The 18,706-nt window shown below is 35.8% G+C and carries 19 protein-coding genes and 1 pseudogene; all 20 read right to left on the bottom strand.

Features of this window, described 5'->3' with window-relative positions; genetic code table 11:
• Nucleotides 1–122: 122 nt before the first annotated feature.
• The 20 genes and pseudogenes from R9X47_RS19045 to R9X47_RS18950 all read right to left on the bottom strand — a co-directional run bounded on the left by R9X47_RS19045 (nt 123) and on the right by R9X47_RS18950 (nt 18,609).
• A complete protein-coding gene (locus R9X47_RS19045) occupies nt 123–1,145 on the bottom strand; it encodes a rod shape-determining protein (RefSeq protein WP_432662605.1) in 1,023 nt (340 codons plus the stop codon).
• Between the two features lie 604 nt (nt 1,146–1,749).
• Complete coding sequence (spoIIID, locus tag R9X47_RS19040) at nt 1,750–2,007, bottom strand: sporulation transcriptional regulator SpoIIID (RefSeq protein ID WP_432662604.1); 258 nt, start codon at nt 2,005–2,007, stop codon at nt 1,750–1,752.
• 348 nt (nt 2,008–2,355) lie between these two features.
• Complete coding sequence (locus R9X47_RS19035; protein WP_432662603.1) at nt 2,356–3,282, bottom strand: peptidoglycan DD-metalloendopeptidase family protein; 927 nt, start codon at nt 3,280–3,282, stop codon at nt 2,356–2,358.
• Between the two features lie 270 nt (nt 3,283–3,552).
• The gene (gene spoIID / locus R9X47_RS19030) at nt 3,553–4,536 is read right to left on the bottom strand and encodes a stage II sporulation protein D (protein WP_432662602.1); all 984 of its coding nucleotides are present in this window, start codon (nt 4,534–4,536) and stop codon (nt 3,553–3,555) included.
• Nucleotides 4,537–5,075: 539 nt separating this feature from the next.
• Nucleotides 5,076–6,329: a UDP-N-acetylglucosamine 1-carboxyvinyltransferase gene (murA, locus tag R9X47_RS19025; RefSeq protein WP_432662601.1), complete on the bottom strand. Its 1,254-nt coding sequence runs from the start codon at nt 6,327–6,329 to the stop codon at nt 5,076–5,078.
• A gap of 388 nt (nt 6,330–6,717) precedes the next feature.
• Entirely contained in the window at nt 6,718–7,455 is a 738-nt protein-coding gene (locus R9X47_RS19020) for a YwmB family TATA-box binding protein (protein ID WP_432662600.1), read from the bottom strand.
• A gap of 312 nt (nt 7,456–7,767) precedes the next feature.
• Nucleotides 7,768–8,172, bottom strand: a complete 405-nt coding sequence (locus R9X47_RS19015) for a F0F1 ATP synthase subunit epsilon (RefSeq protein WP_432662599.1) — start codon at nt 8,170–8,172, stop codon at nt 7,768–7,770.
• Nucleotides 8,173–8,212: 40 nt separating this feature from the next.
• Nucleotides 8,213–9,607, bottom strand: coding sequence for a F0F1 ATP synthase subunit beta (gene atpD, locus R9X47_RS19010; protein WP_432667664.1), 1,395 nt, complete (start codon nt 9,605–9,607; stop codon nt 8,213–8,215).
• 110 nt (nt 9,608–9,717) lie between these two features.
• Nucleotides 9,718–10,581 carry an ATP synthase F1 subunit gamma gene (gene atpG, locus R9X47_RS19005; RefSeq protein WP_432662598.1) on the bottom strand — a complete coding sequence of 288 codons (864 nt, stop codon included), beginning with the start codon at nt 10,579–10,581 and terminating at the stop codon, nt 9,718–9,720.
• A gap of 55 nt (nt 10,582–10,636) precedes the next feature.
• On the bottom strand, nt 10,637–12,160 hold the full coding sequence (gene atpA, locus R9X47_RS19000) for a F0F1 ATP synthase subunit alpha (protein WP_432662597.1): 1,524 nt from the start codon (nt 12,158–12,160) through the stop codon (nt 10,637–10,639).
• A gap of 122 nt (nt 12,161–12,282) precedes the next feature.
• The gene (locus R9X47_RS18995; RefSeq protein ID WP_432662596.1) at nt 12,283–12,825 is read right to left on the bottom strand and encodes a F0F1 ATP synthase subunit delta; all 543 of its coding nucleotides are present in this window, start codon (nt 12,823–12,825) and stop codon (nt 12,283–12,285) included.
• A complete protein-coding gene (atpF, locus tag R9X47_RS18990) occupies nt 12,813–13,328 on the bottom strand; it encodes a F0F1 ATP synthase subunit B (protein WP_432662595.1) in 516 nt (171 codons plus the stop codon). Before atpF ends, R9X47_RS18995 begins: the two co-directional genes overlap by 13 nt.
• A 120-nt stretch (nt 13,329–13,448) precedes the next feature.
• On the bottom strand, nt 13,449–13,697 hold the full coding sequence (gene atpE / locus R9X47_RS18985; protein ID WP_432406986.1) for an ATP synthase F0 subunit C: 249 nt from the start codon (nt 13,695–13,697) through the stop codon (nt 13,449–13,451).
• A 59-nt stretch (nt 13,698–13,756) separates the two neighbouring features.
• Entirely contained in the window at nt 13,757–13,954 is a 198-nt protein-coding gene (gene atpE, locus R9X47_RS18980) for an ATP synthase F0 subunit C (RefSeq protein ID WP_432667662.1), read from the bottom strand.
• Between the two features lie 138 nt (nt 13,955–14,092).
• A pseudogene (locus tag R9X47_RS18975) lies at nt 14,093–14,203 on the bottom strand (ATP synthase F0 subunit C); the annotation flags it as partial.
• A gap of 149 nt (nt 14,204–14,352) precedes the next feature.
• Nucleotides 14,353–15,051 carry a F0F1 ATP synthase subunit A gene (gene atpB, locus R9X47_RS18970; protein WP_432662594.1) on the bottom strand — a complete coding sequence of 233 codons (699 nt, stop codon included), beginning with the start codon at nt 15,049–15,051 and terminating at the stop codon, nt 14,353–14,355.
• Nucleotides 15,051–15,458 (bottom strand): ATP synthase subunit I, encoded by a 408-nt coding sequence (locus R9X47_RS18965; RefSeq protein WP_432662593.1) that lies wholly within the window; start codon nt 15,456–15,458, stop codon nt 15,051–15,053. Before R9X47_RS18965 ends, atpB begins: the two co-directional genes overlap by 1 nt.
• Nucleotides 15,459–15,463: 5 nt before the next feature.
• Nucleotides 15,464–15,688, bottom strand: a complete 225-nt coding sequence (locus tag R9X47_RS18960; protein ID WP_432662592.1) for an AtpZ/AtpI family protein — start codon at nt 15,686–15,688, stop codon at nt 15,464–15,466.
• 572 nt (nt 15,689–16,260) lie between these two features.
• Nucleotides 16,261–17,394: a non-hydrolyzing UDP-N-acetylglucosamine 2-epimerase gene (gene wecB / locus R9X47_RS18955; protein WP_432662591.1), complete on the bottom strand. Its 1,134-nt coding sequence runs from the start codon at nt 17,392–17,394 to the stop codon at nt 16,261–16,263.
• A 144-nt stretch (nt 17,395–17,538) separates the two neighbouring features.
• Nucleotides 17,539–18,609, bottom strand: coding sequence for an MraY family glycosyltransferase (locus R9X47_RS18950; protein ID WP_432662590.1), 1,071 nt, complete (start codon nt 18,607–18,609; stop codon nt 17,539–17,541).
• Between the last annotated feature and the right edge of the window lie 97 nt (nt 18,610–18,706).

Raw genomic sequence — 18,706 nt, 5'->3', positions numbered from 1 at the left:
AAATTGCATAATTCCCTCTAGAAAAGTTCACTACTATAATATAATCTTAAAAGCCCTAAAGCCATACTCTATATTATAATTATGCATAAAAGCTACTAATATAAATTAGCAGCTTTTTCTATCTATCTTCTTGATTTTCTTCTATTTGTCATCATACTTTTTTCGAGTACATCAAGATGGTTTAAGGACATTCCCGTTCCAGCCGCTACACAAGAAACTGGATTTTCTGCTATATATGTTGGGATACCAGTTCTATGCTCAATAAGCTTATTAAGTCCGTTTAATAGAGCTCCTCCCCCGGTCATCACTATCCCTCTTGTACTGATATCAGCACCCAATTCCGGAGGCGTTCTTTCAAGTACAGAGTGAACTGCATCTGCTATAGCACCCACAGGCTCATGAAGAGCTTCAAGCATATCTTCAGTATTAACCGTTACAGTTCTCGGAAGCCCAGTAATTAAATCTCTACCTCTGCAGTCCATTTTTACTGGTGCAGTCTTTGGATATGCTGTACCGATATTCATTTTCAAATCTTCGGCAGTTCTTTCTCCTATAAGAATATTTTTAGTTTTCCTCATATATTTAATAATAGCTTCATCAAACTTGTCACCAGCTACCTTTATCGACTCACTAACTACTATACCACCCAAGGATATTACCGCTATATCAGCAGTTCCGCCTCCAATATCTAGTACCATATTGCCATCGGGCTTAGTAATGTCAAGTCCCGCACCTACAGCTGCTGCTATAGGCTCCTCAATCAAATAGGTTTTTCCTCCACCAGCTTCAGTGGTAGCATCTATAACAGCTCTTTTTTCAACTTCTGTAACTCCACTTGGAACACAAACTATAATCTTAGGCTTAATGAAAAACTTTCTGCCACAGGTTTTTTGTATAAAGTATCTAAGCATTCTTTCAGTAACCTCATAATCTGAAATAACTCCGTCCCTTAGAGGTCTAATAGCGACAATATTTCCAGGTGTTCTTCCTAGCATTTGTCTTGCATCTGATCCCACTGCAAGGATTTCATTAGTATTTCTATCTATAGCAACCACTGAGGGTTCCTGAAGAACTATACCCTTACCTTTGATATAAACTAATACACTTGCTGTTCCTAAATCAATACCGATCTCGGTTCCAAACATTATCTCACACCTTTCCTTCTGAAATCCTCTTATACTTGGTATTCTTCAATCTTAGTTTTTCCACTAGGTCATCTTAAGTTATTAAATATATCATTAACCCACTATCAATAAATCTATATGAATTTATATTATTAAATTTATTCAAAACCATAAAAAATGTAAAATTATATCTATAAAAGTATGATTCTATATTTTTTTGTAAAATCCTCTATGTTTTTTCAATTTATTGAATTAATTTAGCTATTATTTTTTGCACCTATATCTCTTTCAAAAAACAAAATAGAAAGGGCATTAATCCCTTTCCGTTTTGTGAGGTTTTACTTTTAAAAATGGCCTATAATAGCAAAGTCTTTGATAAAGATTTTCAAAGTTAGCTTTGCCTAAATACATAACGGAAATTATATTTATCTATAATTTTAGAAGTTTATAATTTCCTATGTACTATAGGGATTCAAGTAGAGACTTTAATCCGGGTTTAATTTATATATATCCAAAACTCCCAGAAACGCTGAGTATTTGTACAAGTATAAATTAAGTTATACTACATGAACCCTATATAATAAAACAGGGATAAACCCTGTTCTTGTCTTATCGTTGATTTATACTATTTTGCTATACTGCCACTGTATTTCATTTTAGTTGCTTTTCCACCTCTAATATGTCTTTCAGCTTTATTTTTCTCAAGGATTCTTTTTACCTTACTAGCCAAAAGAGGGTTTATCTTGGGGAGTCGTTCGGTGACATCCTTGTGTACTGTGCTTTTGCTTACTCCAAAGACCTTAGCTGTTTGTCTAACTGTAGTTTGTTTGCTGATAATATGCTCAGCTATTTCAACAGCCCTTTCCTCAATATAGTCCTTCACTGATGTACCCCCTCTAAAAAATAGTTTGTTACATAATATGCAGTAAAATGACTATATAGAACAATAAACTTATTAGTAATTGCATTTGGCCAAGGTTATAAACTCATAGTTAGAAATTTTAGAATTTCATAAGGATTTAATACCTTGTCTAAAATATTTTTTAGTTTAGCTAATAGATGGTAGCTAACAGCAAAAAACTACAAATAGGGCTCTGGGTTCACACCTTTCTATAATAAAACCGGGTCAAATTTCCTAGAGGTAAAAAACTCTAAAAAATCTGACCCAGCTATCTATAAACTAGTACCCTAAAAGGGGTAGTAGTCTCCTATCATATTTATTTAATCCATATCATTCTTTTACTAAATAATCCATAGGATTAACACTTTCTCCATTTAACAATACCTCAAAGTGAAGATGCGGATCATCGGCTGATTCAAATATCGATGAAGTTCCTACTCCGCTTATCGTTTGACCTTGGCTAACTTTATCTCCAATTTTCACCATCAAATCAGTACACAGATTACTATATCTTGTTACCAAATTCTCCGAGTGTTTTATGGATATAGTTATCCCTAATCTAGAATCCGTTAGTACCTCAATTATCTCACCTGATAAAGCAGCTTTTACTGGTGTATTCTTTTCTGCCATAATATCGATTCCATGATGGGTAGTAAAATGTTCAAGAGTTTTAGAGAATGTTAAGGTTTCAACAGCATATTCCATTCCAAGCTTGCCTTGTGTAGGCCACATCATAGCCATAGATTTATCATTTAAAGCCGTAGTAGCTTCCTCTTGGTTTGCTGAAGCTTCCGTAATCATATTCTCAGTGTCTACATCGGGCTTCGTAACTAAAACTTTTCCCTTTTTATTTTCAAGGCTCTCGCTTGAATCCGGTTTTTCCTCTAGTATGCTTTCCTCAGCAACTTTATTTTTTTCCTCTTCTCCATTTAACACACCTAGGTCATCAGGAATATCAAGTTTGTCATAGTCATCATCTATAATGATGATATCTGATGTTTGATTTTCCGTATCGTTCTGCGTAATATCCGGCATCTCTGATTGAACTATGTTCATTTCTGGGTTTTCTGGTACCTCTTCCTCCGCTAGCCTATCTATATTAGACTTAGCTACCCATACCGCCATAGTCCCAACTATACAAACACATAAAAACATAATAATATAAAAGCCTTCTTTGTCTAATATTCTTTGAAGTCCTTTTTTTTCTATTCCGTTATCATTGTTATCATTCTTTTTAAATAGTTTTCTCAAACTCATAAAGTCCACCTCCATTTTGTATTATTACCAAAGTCGAGGTGGACAATACATATATTTAAATATTTTACATCTCACTATAATTCAAGGTCTGCTTTCGAGTGAAAAGGGGCTGTCTTATAAAGCCCTTTCATAAGTTGAGCTCCAGGGTGTTTCAGAATGAGTGAAGTTCAAGGTTTTGAAATTTCGACGGTTTGTCTAGTACTGACGTACGTGCCAAGTCGGTGAACATTTCAAATAACGCAGAAATTCGCCATTATGAGACACCCCCTGCTATCTTTTATAGGCTTCTATATCTACCCCTTGATAGTAATGCTTCAAAATATCTTCAAATGTATATCCTTCCTTAGCCATACCATTTGCTCCATATTGGCTCATTCCCACACCATGACCATAGCCTTTTGTCTTAAATATCATTTTATCTCCAGATATTGTTATCTTGAAGTTTGCAGATTTCAAACCAAAAAGCTCTCTAATATTTCTTCCAGTCAAAGTATCATTTCCTACCTTTATCTTGCTTACTCTATCGCCTTCACTTCTTTGTAGTATCTTTAATGAATTGCCTATATTATCTATACTCAAAGCACAGCTTTTATATGTATTGTTTATTTTTGTAATAAACTCACTTGTAGATACTACAGTTTCATTGTCTAAATGTTTGGATTCTTGCTCATAAGGACTCTCAACACTTCTCAAATAAGGTGCCATTGCGGTAAAAACATCCTCTGAATTTTCTGTTTTTCCTCCACTGGTTGAATGATATAGCGGATCGATTAACTTACCCTCATAGGTTGCCACTAAGCCCTTTGTTTCCTCCACTGCTTTTTCAATCCTAGGCCAAAAATCTCTCATCCATTCCTTCGAATGTACCTTTTCAAGCTGTTCTTCATTTCTATATACTTGGCAGTGTACATCGCTACAAACTTCTGCCCCGGGATGTGTTGGATTTCCTTTATCTCCGTATTTTATCTTTTGATATAAAGCCTTAGTCCTTGCTGCCACAGCCTGAGCCTTTAAAGCATCTATTTCGAAAGCCGCTGGCATTTCACTAGCTACAACACCCTTTACGTACTCTTCTAATTCAATTTCTTTGACTCTTTGGGTTTCTTTTACATATACCCTTATCATAGTTTCTCCCGGTATTTCCTCTACATTATCAATATCTGGCGGAGATATATCACAGCTAAATATTAGCAACATCGGTAATATAATTGTTACGAGCACTATTCCAATTACCATATATAGAATACTCTTCATCTTTTCCCCCCTTTGTCCATATAAAGCTCCTTACATTTTATGTTCTTATGGGGGAAATATGATAAGAATTTTTGTACAAAGTAATTTTGAAAAGATTCAACTTTTTCTTTAAAGGTACAGATACTTGATTGTATGATTATCATAGGTCGTCATATATATAAATAAACTCACATTGTGTCAGTTCTAGGTTCACCTGCGACATATTTTCTTTATTTCCCAGGAAATAGGACAAAACATTTTAAAAATATATCGATCGAGAAAATAAATCGGCAAAATTTTCTACAAAAACACAAAAAAGACCCAAAAGATTGCTTTAGGTCATATAAAAAGGAACGGTTTTTAACCGTTCTTAAGATTTTTGACAAAGTCAACAAAATGGTAGGCTACCTAGAAAGTTGAAGTTCGAGGCGTGCTGAGACTAAAAGACCGCAGCGTATAAAGACATACGCAAGGGTTTTTAGGTGAAGCAACAACGAAGAGGTTCAGGTTTCTGGGCAACCTAAAAAGGAACGGTTAAAAACCGTTCCTTCAAAATATTCTTATTCAATTCTTTCAATATTAGCACCTAGTGATCTTAGTTTACTCTCTATTTCAACATAACCTCTATCAATATGGTGTGTATCTCCTATTTCAGTTATGCCATCGGCAACTAATCCTGCTAGGATAAGGGCTGCACCAGCTCTGAGGTCAGTAGCTCTAACCTGAGCTCCTTCAAGGGTATTAACACCTTGCACAACTGCAGTATGGCCTTCTATCTTTATGTTAGCTCCCATTCTAGCTAATTCACTTACATGCATAAATCTGTTCTCAAATACAGTTTCATTGATTACACTTGTACCATTTGCAACGCTTAATAGTGTCATAAACTGAGATTGCATATCCGTAGGGAATCCAGGATAAGGTAAAGTTTTTAAATCTACTGCAGTAATTCCATTTGAAGCATTTACCCTTATTTGATCTCCGTTTTCGTAGATATCTACTCCACATTCCTTAAGCTTTGCTATCATTGGCTTTAGGTGGTCCGGAAGTGCATTTTTTATAGTAACATCCCCACCTGTTATAGCAGCCGCTACCATATATGTACCAGCCTCTATTCTATCAGGAATTACAGTATGTCTTGTTCCCCCTAGCGCTTTAACACCCTGGATCTTAATTGTGTCAGTTCCTGCTCCCCTTACCTTTGCTCCCATGCTATTCAGGAAGTTTGCTAAGTCTACTATTTCAGGCTCTTCTGCTGCATTTTGTATTATTGTTTGTCCCTCAGCCATAGTAGCTGCCATCATTATATTTTCAGTAGCTCCTACACTTGGGAAGTCTAGGTATATCTTATCGCCTACTAACTTATCAGCTTGTGCTTCAACATATCCGTGTCCTAAATCGATTTTTGCTCCTAATGCACTTAGTCCCTTCAGATGCAAGTCAATAGGTCTAGCACCTATAGCACATCCGCCTGGAAGAGATACCCTAGCTCTTCCCATCCTTGCAAGTAATGGTCCTATTACTAAAAATGATGCCCTCATCTTTTTTATTAAATCATATGGAGCTTCAGAATTATCTATACCACTAGAATTTATCTCTAATATCCCATTTCCATGTTTCTTAACATCAGCACCAAGCGACGTTAAAACTTCACTGATGACCTCAACATCCCTCAGGCCCGGTATATCTTCTAAGATAACCTTATCTTGCGCCAATAAGGACGCCGCCATTATAGGTAGTACAGAGTTCTTTGCACCGCTTATCTTCACTGTTCCTTTTAGTGGGCCGCTTTTTCGTACAATAATCTTTGGCAATGCTGGTCCTCCTTTTATTAAATTGTTATGAATAATTTCATTAACATTAATTACAGTATAAATATGATAGTTTGAGCTTTTTAGGACTCAAAAACCTAAAAATACTCCACAATATTACTTCTACATTTTTTCGATTTTCCCTGCCTAAATTTCAAAATAAATGCATTTTCCTTAAATTTCCACCAAGTCTTATGTCTACCTTTCGAATCACAGCTTAGCATATCTCTTAATAGCTTCTAGTGAAATAATCGATATTGGCAATCAACACTGATAGTCAAGATAAGCTTTTAATACTTATCCTTCATCGTGGTTTTTTGAGACTATTGATGACCCCTGAGTTCGGGCTTGATATCACTCAACCTACAAGCTTCGGCTTCATTTTCTACTTTTAGTATTCTACGACAATTAACGGTGTTCCTATAAATATGTAGGTCTTGTCCTCATAACTGTTATATCTAGCAGCCATATTAATATTTACCTTTTTTCCACAATAGCTTAAACTTTCTTCTAATGCTGGTGTATATCCTGTTATACTGATTAGATCGTCATTTTCTATACCTTCAACCTCATTAGCATCTATTTCTTTAAATGCTCTATCAATCGTCTTTTTAAGATTCCTATTGTCAATCACACCATCATAGTAAGCTGCTAAATTAATATTTAAGTTAACCTTGCCATAACTCTTTAGTATCTCTCTGATTTTATCACATAACTGAGATAAATCATACTCTTCTCTGGTCTCAATTATGTCTACCACTATACTGCTTTCTTGAAAGTCTTGAAACTTAGAGCTTTGCAAGATAATAGTTCCTTTTATTTCTGAATCTATAGTCCCACTTAATCTAATCTCGCAAAATTCTTCACTACTCTCTTTTGTTATAATAGTATCTTTCATTTCAAGCTTTTCTGAAATATCATTACATATTTCACTGACTTTGTCAATAGTTAAAAACTTATCATTAAGTATCACATAACTATTAATGTTTATATGATCCAGCTCTGCTTCCGACTCCGTATATGTTGTATTTACAACATCTTCTGGCTTCATACTTTCCATTGGATTGCCAAATACAATAGATATGCTTATTATAAAAATAAAAATATATATGAATAATTGCTTATTCATCCACCCTCACCCCACTCAGTATTAAGCACTAATGACAAGTACTTGACCCAAATTTTTCATAGAAAACTTCAATTTTCTATATTTAATCTGGGCTTAAATAATAAAAGGAAGAGATACAGCTACAAAATATGCAAAGGGGGACTTAAAATCATATTTTGTGCTACACTCTATCCTCTTTCATTAAAAGTATTGTCATATTAATTTATTAATATACATCCTTTTTCAATTTGTTTAAGGAAAATTCTAAGGTAAGGGGTAATAGGATACTAAGATAACAAAAGAGATCCCGAAACAATCGTCTCGGGATCTCTTTTATTCACCTTTTGAAACTCTAAGTCTATTTAATGCCTTATTGAGAGCAGCTTGAGCTCTTAGAAAGTCTATGTCAGTAGTCTTTTCATTAAGTCTCTCTTCAGCTCTTTTCATTGCAGCTTCAGCTCTCTCTACATCAATTTCCTCTGGCCATTCTGCTGCATCGGTAATAATAGTAGCTCTGTCTTCGTCAATACTTACAAAGCCTCCAGCACAAGTGGCCTTTATAATCTTACCATCTTTTTTTATTTTAATTACACCTATTGATAAAGGTGCTACCGTAGGAACATGATCTCTAAGGATACCTATGTCTCCTTCTACCGTCCTAACTGTAGCCATATTAACTTCATCTTCATAGAATTTTCTGTCAGGAGTAACTATTTCCAGGTGGAAAGTCGATGCCATTTGTTCACCTCCAATAAAAACGGTGGCAGGTTACGATCTGTTATCCGTTTTTCTTAGCCTTATCCACAGCTTCTTCAATCGTACCAACATAAAGGAAAGCTGATTCCGGAAGGTCATCGTGCTTACCTTCTAGGATTTCCTTAAATCCTCTTATAGTTTCCTTGATTGGTACGTATTTTCCTGGGGTTCCTGTAAATTGCTCAGCAACGTGGAATGGTTGCGACAAGAATCTCTGAATCTTTCTTGCTCTTGAAACAACTAACTTATCTTCATCAGAAAGTTCATCCATACCAAGTATAGCAATTATATCTTGTAATTCCTTATATCTTTGTAGTATCTCTTGAACTCCACGAGATACTTGGTAATGCTCTTCTCCAACTATATCTGGTGATAACATCCTTGAGTTAGAGTCTAGTGGATCAACGGCTGGATATATACCAAGGTTAGATATCTCCCTTGATAAAACCGTTTGCGCATCAAGATGCGTAAATGTTGTTGCTGGAGCAGGGTCAGTTAAGTCATCGGCAGGTACATATACAGCTTGTACCGATGTGATAGAACCCTTCTTAGTTGATGTAATTCTCTCTTGAAGAGCTCCCATGTCAGTAGCAAGTGTAGGCTGATAACCAACGGCACTTGGCATACGTCCAAGTAGTGCTGAAACCTCTGAACCGGCTTGTGTAAATCTGAATATATTATCAACGAACAGTAGAACGTCTCTACCCTCTGTATCTCTAAAGTATTCCGCCATAGTAAGTCCAGTAAGAGCAACACGCATTCTTGCTCCAGGAGGCTCATTCATCTGTCCAAATACCATTGCAGTTTTTTCAATAACTCCTGACTCTATCATTTCATGATAAAGGTCATTACCTTCTCTTGTTCTCTCACCAACACCGGCAAATACTGAAAGTCCACCGTGTTCCTTTGCGATATTGTTGATAAGCTCTTGTATAAGAACCGTCTTTCCAACACCGGCACCACCAAATAGACCGATCTTACCACCCTTAGCATATGGTGCTATAAGGTCAACTACCTTGATACCAGTTTCAAGGATTTCAGCAGATGTTTCCTGTTCTTCAAAAGCAGGTGCTTCTCTATGGATAGGCCATTTTTCACAACCCTCAGGATCTGGTTTAGCATCTATAGCCTTTCCAAGCACGTTATATATACGTCCAAGCGTTACCGCTCCTACTGGAACTGCAATAGGTGCTCCACTATCAACAGCGTCTACACCTCTTACTAAACCATCAGTTGATGACATAGCAACACATCTTACTGTATTATCACCTATATGCTGAGCAACCTCAACTATAAGGCTTTTATTATTAAAATTAATCTCTATGGCATTCAAAATTTCAGGCAGATTTTCATTTTCAAATCTAACGTCTACAACAGGTCCTATGATCTGTACTACCTTTCCAACGTTTTGGGCCATACTGATTTCACATCCTTTCATCAAAGTTCCAACTTCCAAGCCCCAAGTTCCAACAACCCTAGTCATTCCTCTGGGCCTTTTTCTTAGAACTTATCACTTAGAACTATAAACTACTTAAGCGCTTCTGCACCACCAACGATTTCTGAAATCTCTTGAGTGATAGCAGCCTGACGTGCTTGGTTAAATGATAATGTCAGATTTGCGATCATTTCTTCAGCATTATCTGTTGCACTTTCCATAGCTAGTCTTCTAGCAGCCTGTTCACTGGCAGCCGACTCAACCAATGCACCAAATATAGTACTTTCAATATATTTAGGAATCAAATAGTCTAATACCGCTCCTGGAGAAGGTTCATATGAAACATACTTAAATTCCTTTTCCTCAGCTTGTTCCTCATCTTGTTTCGATACTGGTAAAAGCTTGAGTCTCTGTGGAACTTGAGATATAGTGCTTGCAAACTCAGTATATACAAGTTTTATTTCATCTATTTCACCGTCTTTATATAACTGAAGGGCCAATCTTCCGATGTCCTTAGCATTTCTATATTCTGGTTTTTCAGATATCTGTAGATACTCACCTATTATCTCGTGATTCCTCTTAGAAAAGTAGCCTTTAGCTTTTTGTCCAATCACTATGAAACTGGCCTTTTCTTTCTCTTCTATATCCTCTAACGCCTTCTTTATGGCATTGATATTGTATCCACCGCATAGACCTCTATCAGATGTAATAACTATATATAGACTTTTTTTGATTTCACGTTCGCTAATATATTGATGCTCAATATTATTAGCACTTCCTAGTATTCCCTGTATCGTTTCATTAACAGTCTGAAAATATGGCTTTACTCTTTCAAAACGGTCTCTTGTTCTCTTTAATTTAGCAGTAGATACAAGCTTCATGGCATTAGTAATTTGTTTAGTACTATTTACACTTTTTATCCTACGCTTTATATCGCGCATTCCCATTCCTGCCATCTACCTTCACCTCCTGCGGCAAGGTTGTATAAAGATGATATTATTTAAAATCTAATTATCTTTCCTTTTCTCTTTCAATGAATAGCTTATTGAATTCTTCTATGGCTGACTTAAGTTTATTTTCAGTATCATCTTCAAGTTTACCAGTTTGTCTTATTGTAGAACCAACGTCCGCATGATTATTCTTCATAAACTCTATGAACTCTGCTTCATAACGTCCTAAGGCTTCAACTTCTATTTCCTTTAGATATTTATTAACTGCAGCATAAATAATCATAACTTGGTCTTCTACTCTAATTGGCTTATATTGAGGCTGCTTTAATATTTCCATTAATCTCTGCCCTTGATCAAGTCTATCCTTTGTATCCTTATCAAGTTCAGAACCAAACTGAGCGAAGGCAGCTAGTTCTCTATATTGAGCAAGTTCAAGCTTGATTTTACCTGCAACCTTTTTCATAGCCTTTATTTGTGCATCCCCACCAACACGGGATACTGATATACCTGCATTAACCGCTGGTCTTTGTCCAGAGTTGAATAGTTCAACCTCAAGATATATCTGACCATCAGTGATAGATATAACGTTTGTAGGTATGTATGCTGAAACGTCACCTGCTTGGGTTTCGATAAGAGGTAGCGCAGTTATTGAACCTCCACCAAGCTCATCACTTAGCTTCGCAGCTCTCTCAAGTAATCTACTATGTAGGTAGAATACATCACCAGGATAAGCTTCACGTCCCGGTGGACGACGAAGTAATAGTGACATAGCACGATATGCAACGGCATGCTTAGATAAGTCATCATACATTATCAGTACATCTTTACCTTGGTACATGAATTCTTCTCCCATTGCACAACCAGCAAACGGAGCAATATACTGAAGTGGAGCCGCTTCACTTGCAGAAGCAGAAACAATCATAGTATAGTCCATTGCACCATTCTCTTCTAGAGTTTTAACAAGCTGTGCTACGGTAGATTTCTTTTGCCCTATGGCAACATATATACAAATTACGTTCTCTTCTTTTTGGTTTAGAATAGTATCTATACAAACAGCAGTCTTACCTGTCTGTCTGTCACCGATAATAAGCTCTCTCTGTCCTCTACCTATAGGAATCATCGAGTCAATAGCTTTGATACCAGTTTGCAGCGGCTGATGAACCGATTTTCTGTCTATAACACCAGGAGCCTCAGCTTCTATCGGTCTAAACTTATCAGTCTTTATTGGTCCCTTTCCATCGATTGGTTGTCCTAAGGCATTAACAACTCTACCTATCATTGATTCACCAACAGGAACCTCAACTATTCTTTCAGTACGCTTTACAGTATCGCCCTCTTTAATGTTCTGGTCAGAGCCAAGTAATACGGCAGCAACATTGTCTTCCTCTAGGTTAAGTACCATACCGTAAACTTCGCCTGGAAACTCCAGAAGTTCTCCTGCCATACATTTTTCAAGTCCATGTATTCTTGCAATACCGTCACCAACTTGAATTATTGTACCTACATCCTTTGATTCAAGTTTACTTTCATATCTTTTAATCTGTGCCTTAATCACAGAACTTATTTCTTCAGGTCTAAGATTCATGGTCTAATCACCCCTATCACTTATAGATACGCAGCACTAGAATTTCAAATAAATCTTGGGGAAATAATGAAGTCTTCTACATCTTTCCTTAACATTTATTCTACTTAAACTGCCTGTAACTCTTACACTATGATTTGTGATAGACTTTCCTTCATTTCCTCAAGTCTACCTTTTATCGTTCCATCTATGACCTTGTCACCTATTTTTACTAAAATTCCACCGATTACATTTTCATCAATGTCATTTGAAAGCTTAACATCTTTACCAGTTAATACAGATAGCTTATTTCGAAGTGTTGTCTTATCTTCTTCAGTTAAAGGAACAGCGGTTATTGCCACAGCATTAACTATGCCCTTATGCTGATCCACTCTCTTTATGTATTCTGATTTTATCTGCTGTATAAAATGGCCTCTTCTTTTGTCGATTACTATTTTAAGAAAGTTATTCATTTCTTGACTTAGCTTGTCGCCAAATACTTCTTCCATTATCTTCTTCTTTTCATCAACTCTAACTAGCGGAGTTTTAAAGATTTCAAAGAACTCAGGATGCAATTTAAAAGTATCTGCTACAAAGCTAATTTCATCTAGAAACAAATCAACCTTGTTTTCCTCTAACGCCACTTCAAATAAGGCTTCTGAGTAAGTTCTCGATACTAATTTTGCCATCTTGTTTCCCCTACCTCATCTATAAACTTTCTTACCAGGGCATTATGCTTACCTTCATTAAGCTCTTCATTAACTACCTTAGAAGCCGCTAACATAGCCAAGGAAGCAATATCATCCTTAAGTAGATTGATTGCCTTTTCCTTTTCTCTTTCTATGTCAAGCTCTGCTCTTTGCTTAATTTCCATAGCTTCTTTTTCTGCTGCTTTGATAATCTCACTAGCTCTTACTTCAGCTCTCTTAGCAGCATCTCTTATTATCTGTCTTCCTTCTTCCTCAGAAGTTTCAATCTTTGAAACGTACTCGCTCTTATACTTTTCAGCTTCTTCATTCTTTGCTTCAGCCTGCTTGATAGAACCTTCAATTTCAGCCTTTCTATTTTCCATGAACTCAGAAACTGGTTTGAATAGAAGCTTTTTAAGAATGAAGAACAGTATAAGTGTATTAGCTATCTGAAACGCAAAGTTCCAGTTAATTTCAACTAATCCAAGCTTCAAACCTTCCATTTAGACGCCTCCTTTACAAACCGAATATTATGGCTAACCAACAGATAATGTCGGCTATTCTTTATCGGAGAATCTCAAAACAGGAGATGGCTCTCCATCTCCGTCCACTCATATGATATTTTAGAAAAATGGGTTAGCAAATAAAAGAATCAATGCTACGATTAACCCGTAGATACCAGTTGTCTCTGCAACTGCTGCACCAAGAAGCATAGTTCTTACTATATCACCTTGAGCTTCAGGCTGTCTTCCAACACCTTCTGCACCTTTACCTGCTGCATAACCCTGACCAATCCCAGGTCCTATACCTGCTATCATAGCTAAACCTGCGCCAATTGCTGAAGCTGCTTTAATTAAATCAGTACCATTCATTCTACTTCCTCCTTTGAATAATCATTCTTGAAATTCATTAATTTTGTTAAAACACAATATTATTTGATAAATGGATTTGCAAACATTAATACTAAAGCAATTATCAAAGCATAAATACCTGTAGTCTGAGCTACGGCTTGACCTAAAAACATAGTTCTTACTATTGAAGAATATAGCTTAGGTCTTCTTCCTACTGCTTCAGTAGCCTTTCCTGCTGCATATCCCTGACCAATACCTGGTCCGATACCAGCTATCATGGAGAATCCTGCACCAATAGCTGAGGCAGCTAAAATAATTACTGCTCCATTAAGTTTGATTATTGGATTTCCATATAATAGTATAATAGCTACTACTAGAGCTAATATACCTGATGTCTCCGCAACTGCGGCACCTAAGAGCATAATCATTGTAGATTGCTTTGCACCCTTAGGGTTGACGCCTACAGCCTCAGCACCCTTTCCGGCTGCGTAACCTTGTCCAATACCTGGTCCAATACCAGCTATCATGGCAAGGCCTGCACCAATAGCCGAGGCAGCATAAATCAAAGTTTGTTTATCGAAGGTTAATAACCATTCAAAGAACTTTTCAATAAAGTTCACGCTGCACTCCTCCTTCATGGTTCAACACTGATTTGAGGAAAATCTATAGCGATAAATTAATCCATAGCCATAGATATAAATACCATTGTTAACATTGTGAAAATAAATGATTGTAGTAAGCCTGCAAAAAGGTCAAAATACATATGTAATACAGCAGGTACACCTACTTGGAATATAGGTATAGCCATACCTAATGCGCCACTTATAGATCCAAGTGCATTATACAGAAGCACCATGATAATCACTCCGCCAACTACATTACCAAATAAACGGAAGGCTAGAGATACAGGATTAGCAAGCTCTCCTATAATGTTAAGTGGTAATAAAAATGGCATTGGCTCTAAAAATCCCTTCATATGGTCTTTAATACCCTTTGATTTAGCACCATTATACTGAACCATAATAAAGGTCATAATTGAAAGCGCAAATGTTGTATTAACATCAGCAGTCGGTGGCCTTAAACCAAACAAACCAGAAACATTTGATATTCCAATAAAGAGTAACAGAGTTCCCATATATGGTGCAAATCTAACCTTGTCATCTCCCATGGTTTGCTTCGTCAAGTTGTAAATAGACTCTACTAGAATCTCTACAAAATTCTGGAACTTGCCAGGAATCTTATCAAATTTCTTCGTAGCAACATATGCAAAAACAGCAAGTACAAGCATTATAAACCATGTAACCGTTACTGTTTGAGAAATTATAATCCCTCCTGGTAGCTCAATAACTTTATAAGGTCCAAAACCACTATTCATTAGTCGTCCTCCCTTCTCTTGAAAATTCTTTTAAAATACTCCTTACTACTAAAAACATGTATTGAAAATATAACAAATTTCACTAAAAGCAGGCCAATAATTACTGCTAACCCATTTAAATAGTCAGCCTTTAGAGAAATTGCGATAACAACACCAGTGGTAAGATACCTCAGCATATACCTTGAGGATGTATAGGCCTGAGCCTTTGCTGGGTTCATAGTAACTGCCATCTCAATAGTCTTCCCGAGATGGATGAAATTTAATATGCCTATCAAACCTCCAAATATGTATCCAAGAGCCCAAGCCTTAGGGTCATCCGAAGCGAAAAAAGCAATTATAATCAGACCAACCATTATAACAAGAACTCTTTTAATAACCTTTATCTCTACTTCATAGGTTGCATTCAATCATGTCACTTCCTTTTATTTAATAGCCTATTCATAATTTTATAAAGATTTAAAAACGAAGAAGCAACTCCAAGCCCTATGAATATCAAAAGAAAAATGCTTCCTGTGCCTAGCTTCTCATCTATATAGTTTCCAATAAACACCGATAACACTATAGGTATAGCCATCATCAGTCCAATTTGACTTACAAAAGCTAGGTTTTCATACATCTTATATTTACCGTTTTTCATATTATTTATTATCTCCTCATCTATATAACTTACGAAAAATGTGAGTTCTTTATCGTATTATATATACATAAAAAAAATTAGTTTCAGATATTACATAGGAATCTTTCTTTATCCTTAAATTTAACTCCATATAAAATTTTATAATACAATGAATATTTAGACAAGTATATTAAAAATTTTTTTCGTCACTTTGTTAATGTTTTTTCAAATCACGATTAAAATTTAATCACAATTCGTATGCTAATGTACTGTGATGCCAATCTACCATTATACTATTCATCTTATTATTATTCGACATTTTTTTCTATTCTCCTCCTACTATTCTGAATAAATTTTCATTATTTTATATTTAATTTTTGTATATTTTTCGTAAATTAGTCAATAATAGAGATAATAGGAGAGAGAGAATTTTTCAAATATGATTTTGGTCCCCCTTTACATATTTTGAATAAATCTCTCTTTTCTTTTTGTTCAAAATTTTCAAACTATTTAAATTTCACTTTTTTCAAATTATTTCACAGTTGCTTTTTATTTTTTTGAGTATATTTCACTATAAATTTAACCTTATTTTCTTAAACATTGTTAAAATATTCTCTTATAGCCTTAACTATTCTCTCACTTGCTTTTCCATCTCCATATGGGTTCACAGCATTTGCCATTCTTTCGTATTCGTCTTCATTATTTATCAGCTCATCGGTAAGCTTAAATATATCTTCCTTTTCTATACCTGCAATCTTCACAGTTCCAGCCCATGAAGCTTCTGGTCTTTCCGTTTCAGTTCTTAAAACTAAAACTGGTTTTCCAAGGGCAGGGGCTTCTTCTTGAATGCCTCCTGAATCCGTTAAAATTATATGTACTCTATTCATTAGATTAGCAAATGGTTCATACTCTAGTGGCTCTATGATGTGTACCCTATCAGTATCTCCTAGTATATTAAAAGCTATTTCCCTAACCTTTGGGTTCAGATGAATAGGAAAGATTACTTCTACATCATCATTCTTAGCGACTATTTCTTTAACAGCTGAAAAAATATTTTCCATTGGTTTCCCTAGGTTCTCTCTTCGATGGGAAGTAAGAAGAATAACCTTCTTATTTACATAGTCAATTTCATTTAAAATATCTATATCAAACCTATAATCATCATTTACCACCTTAATTAAGGCATCAATAACCGTATTGCCAGTTATTACGATCTTATCTTTGTCCACTCCCTCGGAAAGAAGATTCGATTCGTTTCCCTTAGTTGGAGCAAAGTGAATATTTGTCAGTTTCCCTGTAAGGCTCCTGTTCATTTCTTCTGGATATGGCGAATACATATTCCCACTTCTAAGTCCTGCCTCAACATGTCCTACATTTACCTTTTCATAGAATGCAGCTAAAGCACCAACAAAGGTGGTTGTCGTATCTCCATGAACTAATATCATATGGGGCTGTGTTTCTTTGATAACATCCTGAAGACCCTTTAATGCTCTACAGGTTATTTCATTTAGAGTTTGACCGGGCTTCATTATGTTTAGGTCATAATCAGGGGATATCTTAAATAAGCTTAGAACTTGATCAAGCATTTCCCTATGCTGTGCCGTAACACAAACGATGGATTGTATACCTTCGGCCTCTTCAAGCTTCTTCACCACAGGAGCCATCTTAATAGCTTCTGGTCGAGTTCCAAATATTGATAAGATTTTTAAATCATTACTATTGGTCATAGCCTTTTATCCTCCTTAAATACATTCTGAAACACCCAGGGGCTGTACCCATAAAATTCCTTTATGAGACAGCCCCTTCTATTATTCTCAATTACTCTTAAGAAAGTCCTGCTTAACAACTAAAAATTATCAGTTCTTAAGCTTCTACTCTTTATTATTTGAAGTTTTTTGTTTTTCAATCCATGTTTGATTAATAGGAACAGCTACAATAGCTGCAGTTATTACTAGCATAATAGCGCTGTCAACATATTTTTGCTTTAATAAGAATACAGCACTACTTCCCAATAAAAAGCTTATTGCATAAAGCACTAAAACTGCTCTTTTTTGGCCAAGTCCTATCGACAGAAGTCTATGGTGTAGGTGACCTTTATCGGCTTCCATAATAGGTCTTCCATTACGGGCTCTTCTCAAAATTGCAAATGTAGTATCAAATATAGGAAGTCCTAAAGCCAATACAGGCACAACCATGGCCAAAGCTGTAGCACCCTTGATAAATCCATTTATAGATATGGCAGCTAACATAAATCCTAAAAATAGAGATCCTGTATCGCCCATGAAGATCTTAGCAGGATTAAAGTTATATGGCAAGAATCCTACACAACTACCTGCCAATGCCAATGTCATCATAACCGTTTGTTCACTATTGTAAAGATGTGGGTTGGCATATGCTACATAGGCAAGGGTCAAAGCTGCAATGGCTGATATTCCCGCCGCTAATCCATCTAAACCGTCGATTAAGTTAACAGTATTTGTGATTCCTACAACCCAGAATATAGTTATAGGTATACTTAAAATACCAAATGCAATTGTACCTTTACTAAGAAAATCCGTTCCGTCTATGTTGAAGAAGTTAGTAACATATTCTATCTTCATTCCGAATTTAATAAGTATACATGCCGCAATTATCTGTACTAACAATTTGACCTTAGCTGGTAAGGGCTTTATATCGTCTACAATTCCCATTATAGCTATTAATGATCCACCTATTAACATTCCTAATATGTACCTATCTATCTCTAAAAACATAAATACACTTATTATGAAACCCAAGAATATGGCCAAACCGCCAAGCCTTGGAATCGGATTCTTATGTACCCTTCTATCATCCTTTGGAACATCTATAGCACCTACTTTATAGGCTAACTTCTTAACTACAGGAGTTGCTAAAAAGCTTATTAAAGCCCCAAGGATTGCAGGTAAAAAAAACTTAGTCATATTTCACACTCCCTAATGTCTCTCTGGGTCACTACTATATAAGTTAAAATCAAGACTGAGATTAAGGATTTTAGCTATATCTCTTTGAAAAGATACA

Source organism: Wukongibacter baidiensis, from assembly GCF_050888315.1.
Taxonomy (GTDB): domain Bacteria; phylum Bacillota; class Clostridia; order Peptostreptococcales; family Caminicellaceae; genus Wukongibacter; species Wukongibacter baidiensis.
The sequence above is the reverse complement of the archived record's forward strand: the minus strand, read 5'-3'. Positions and strand labels throughout refer to the sequence as shown.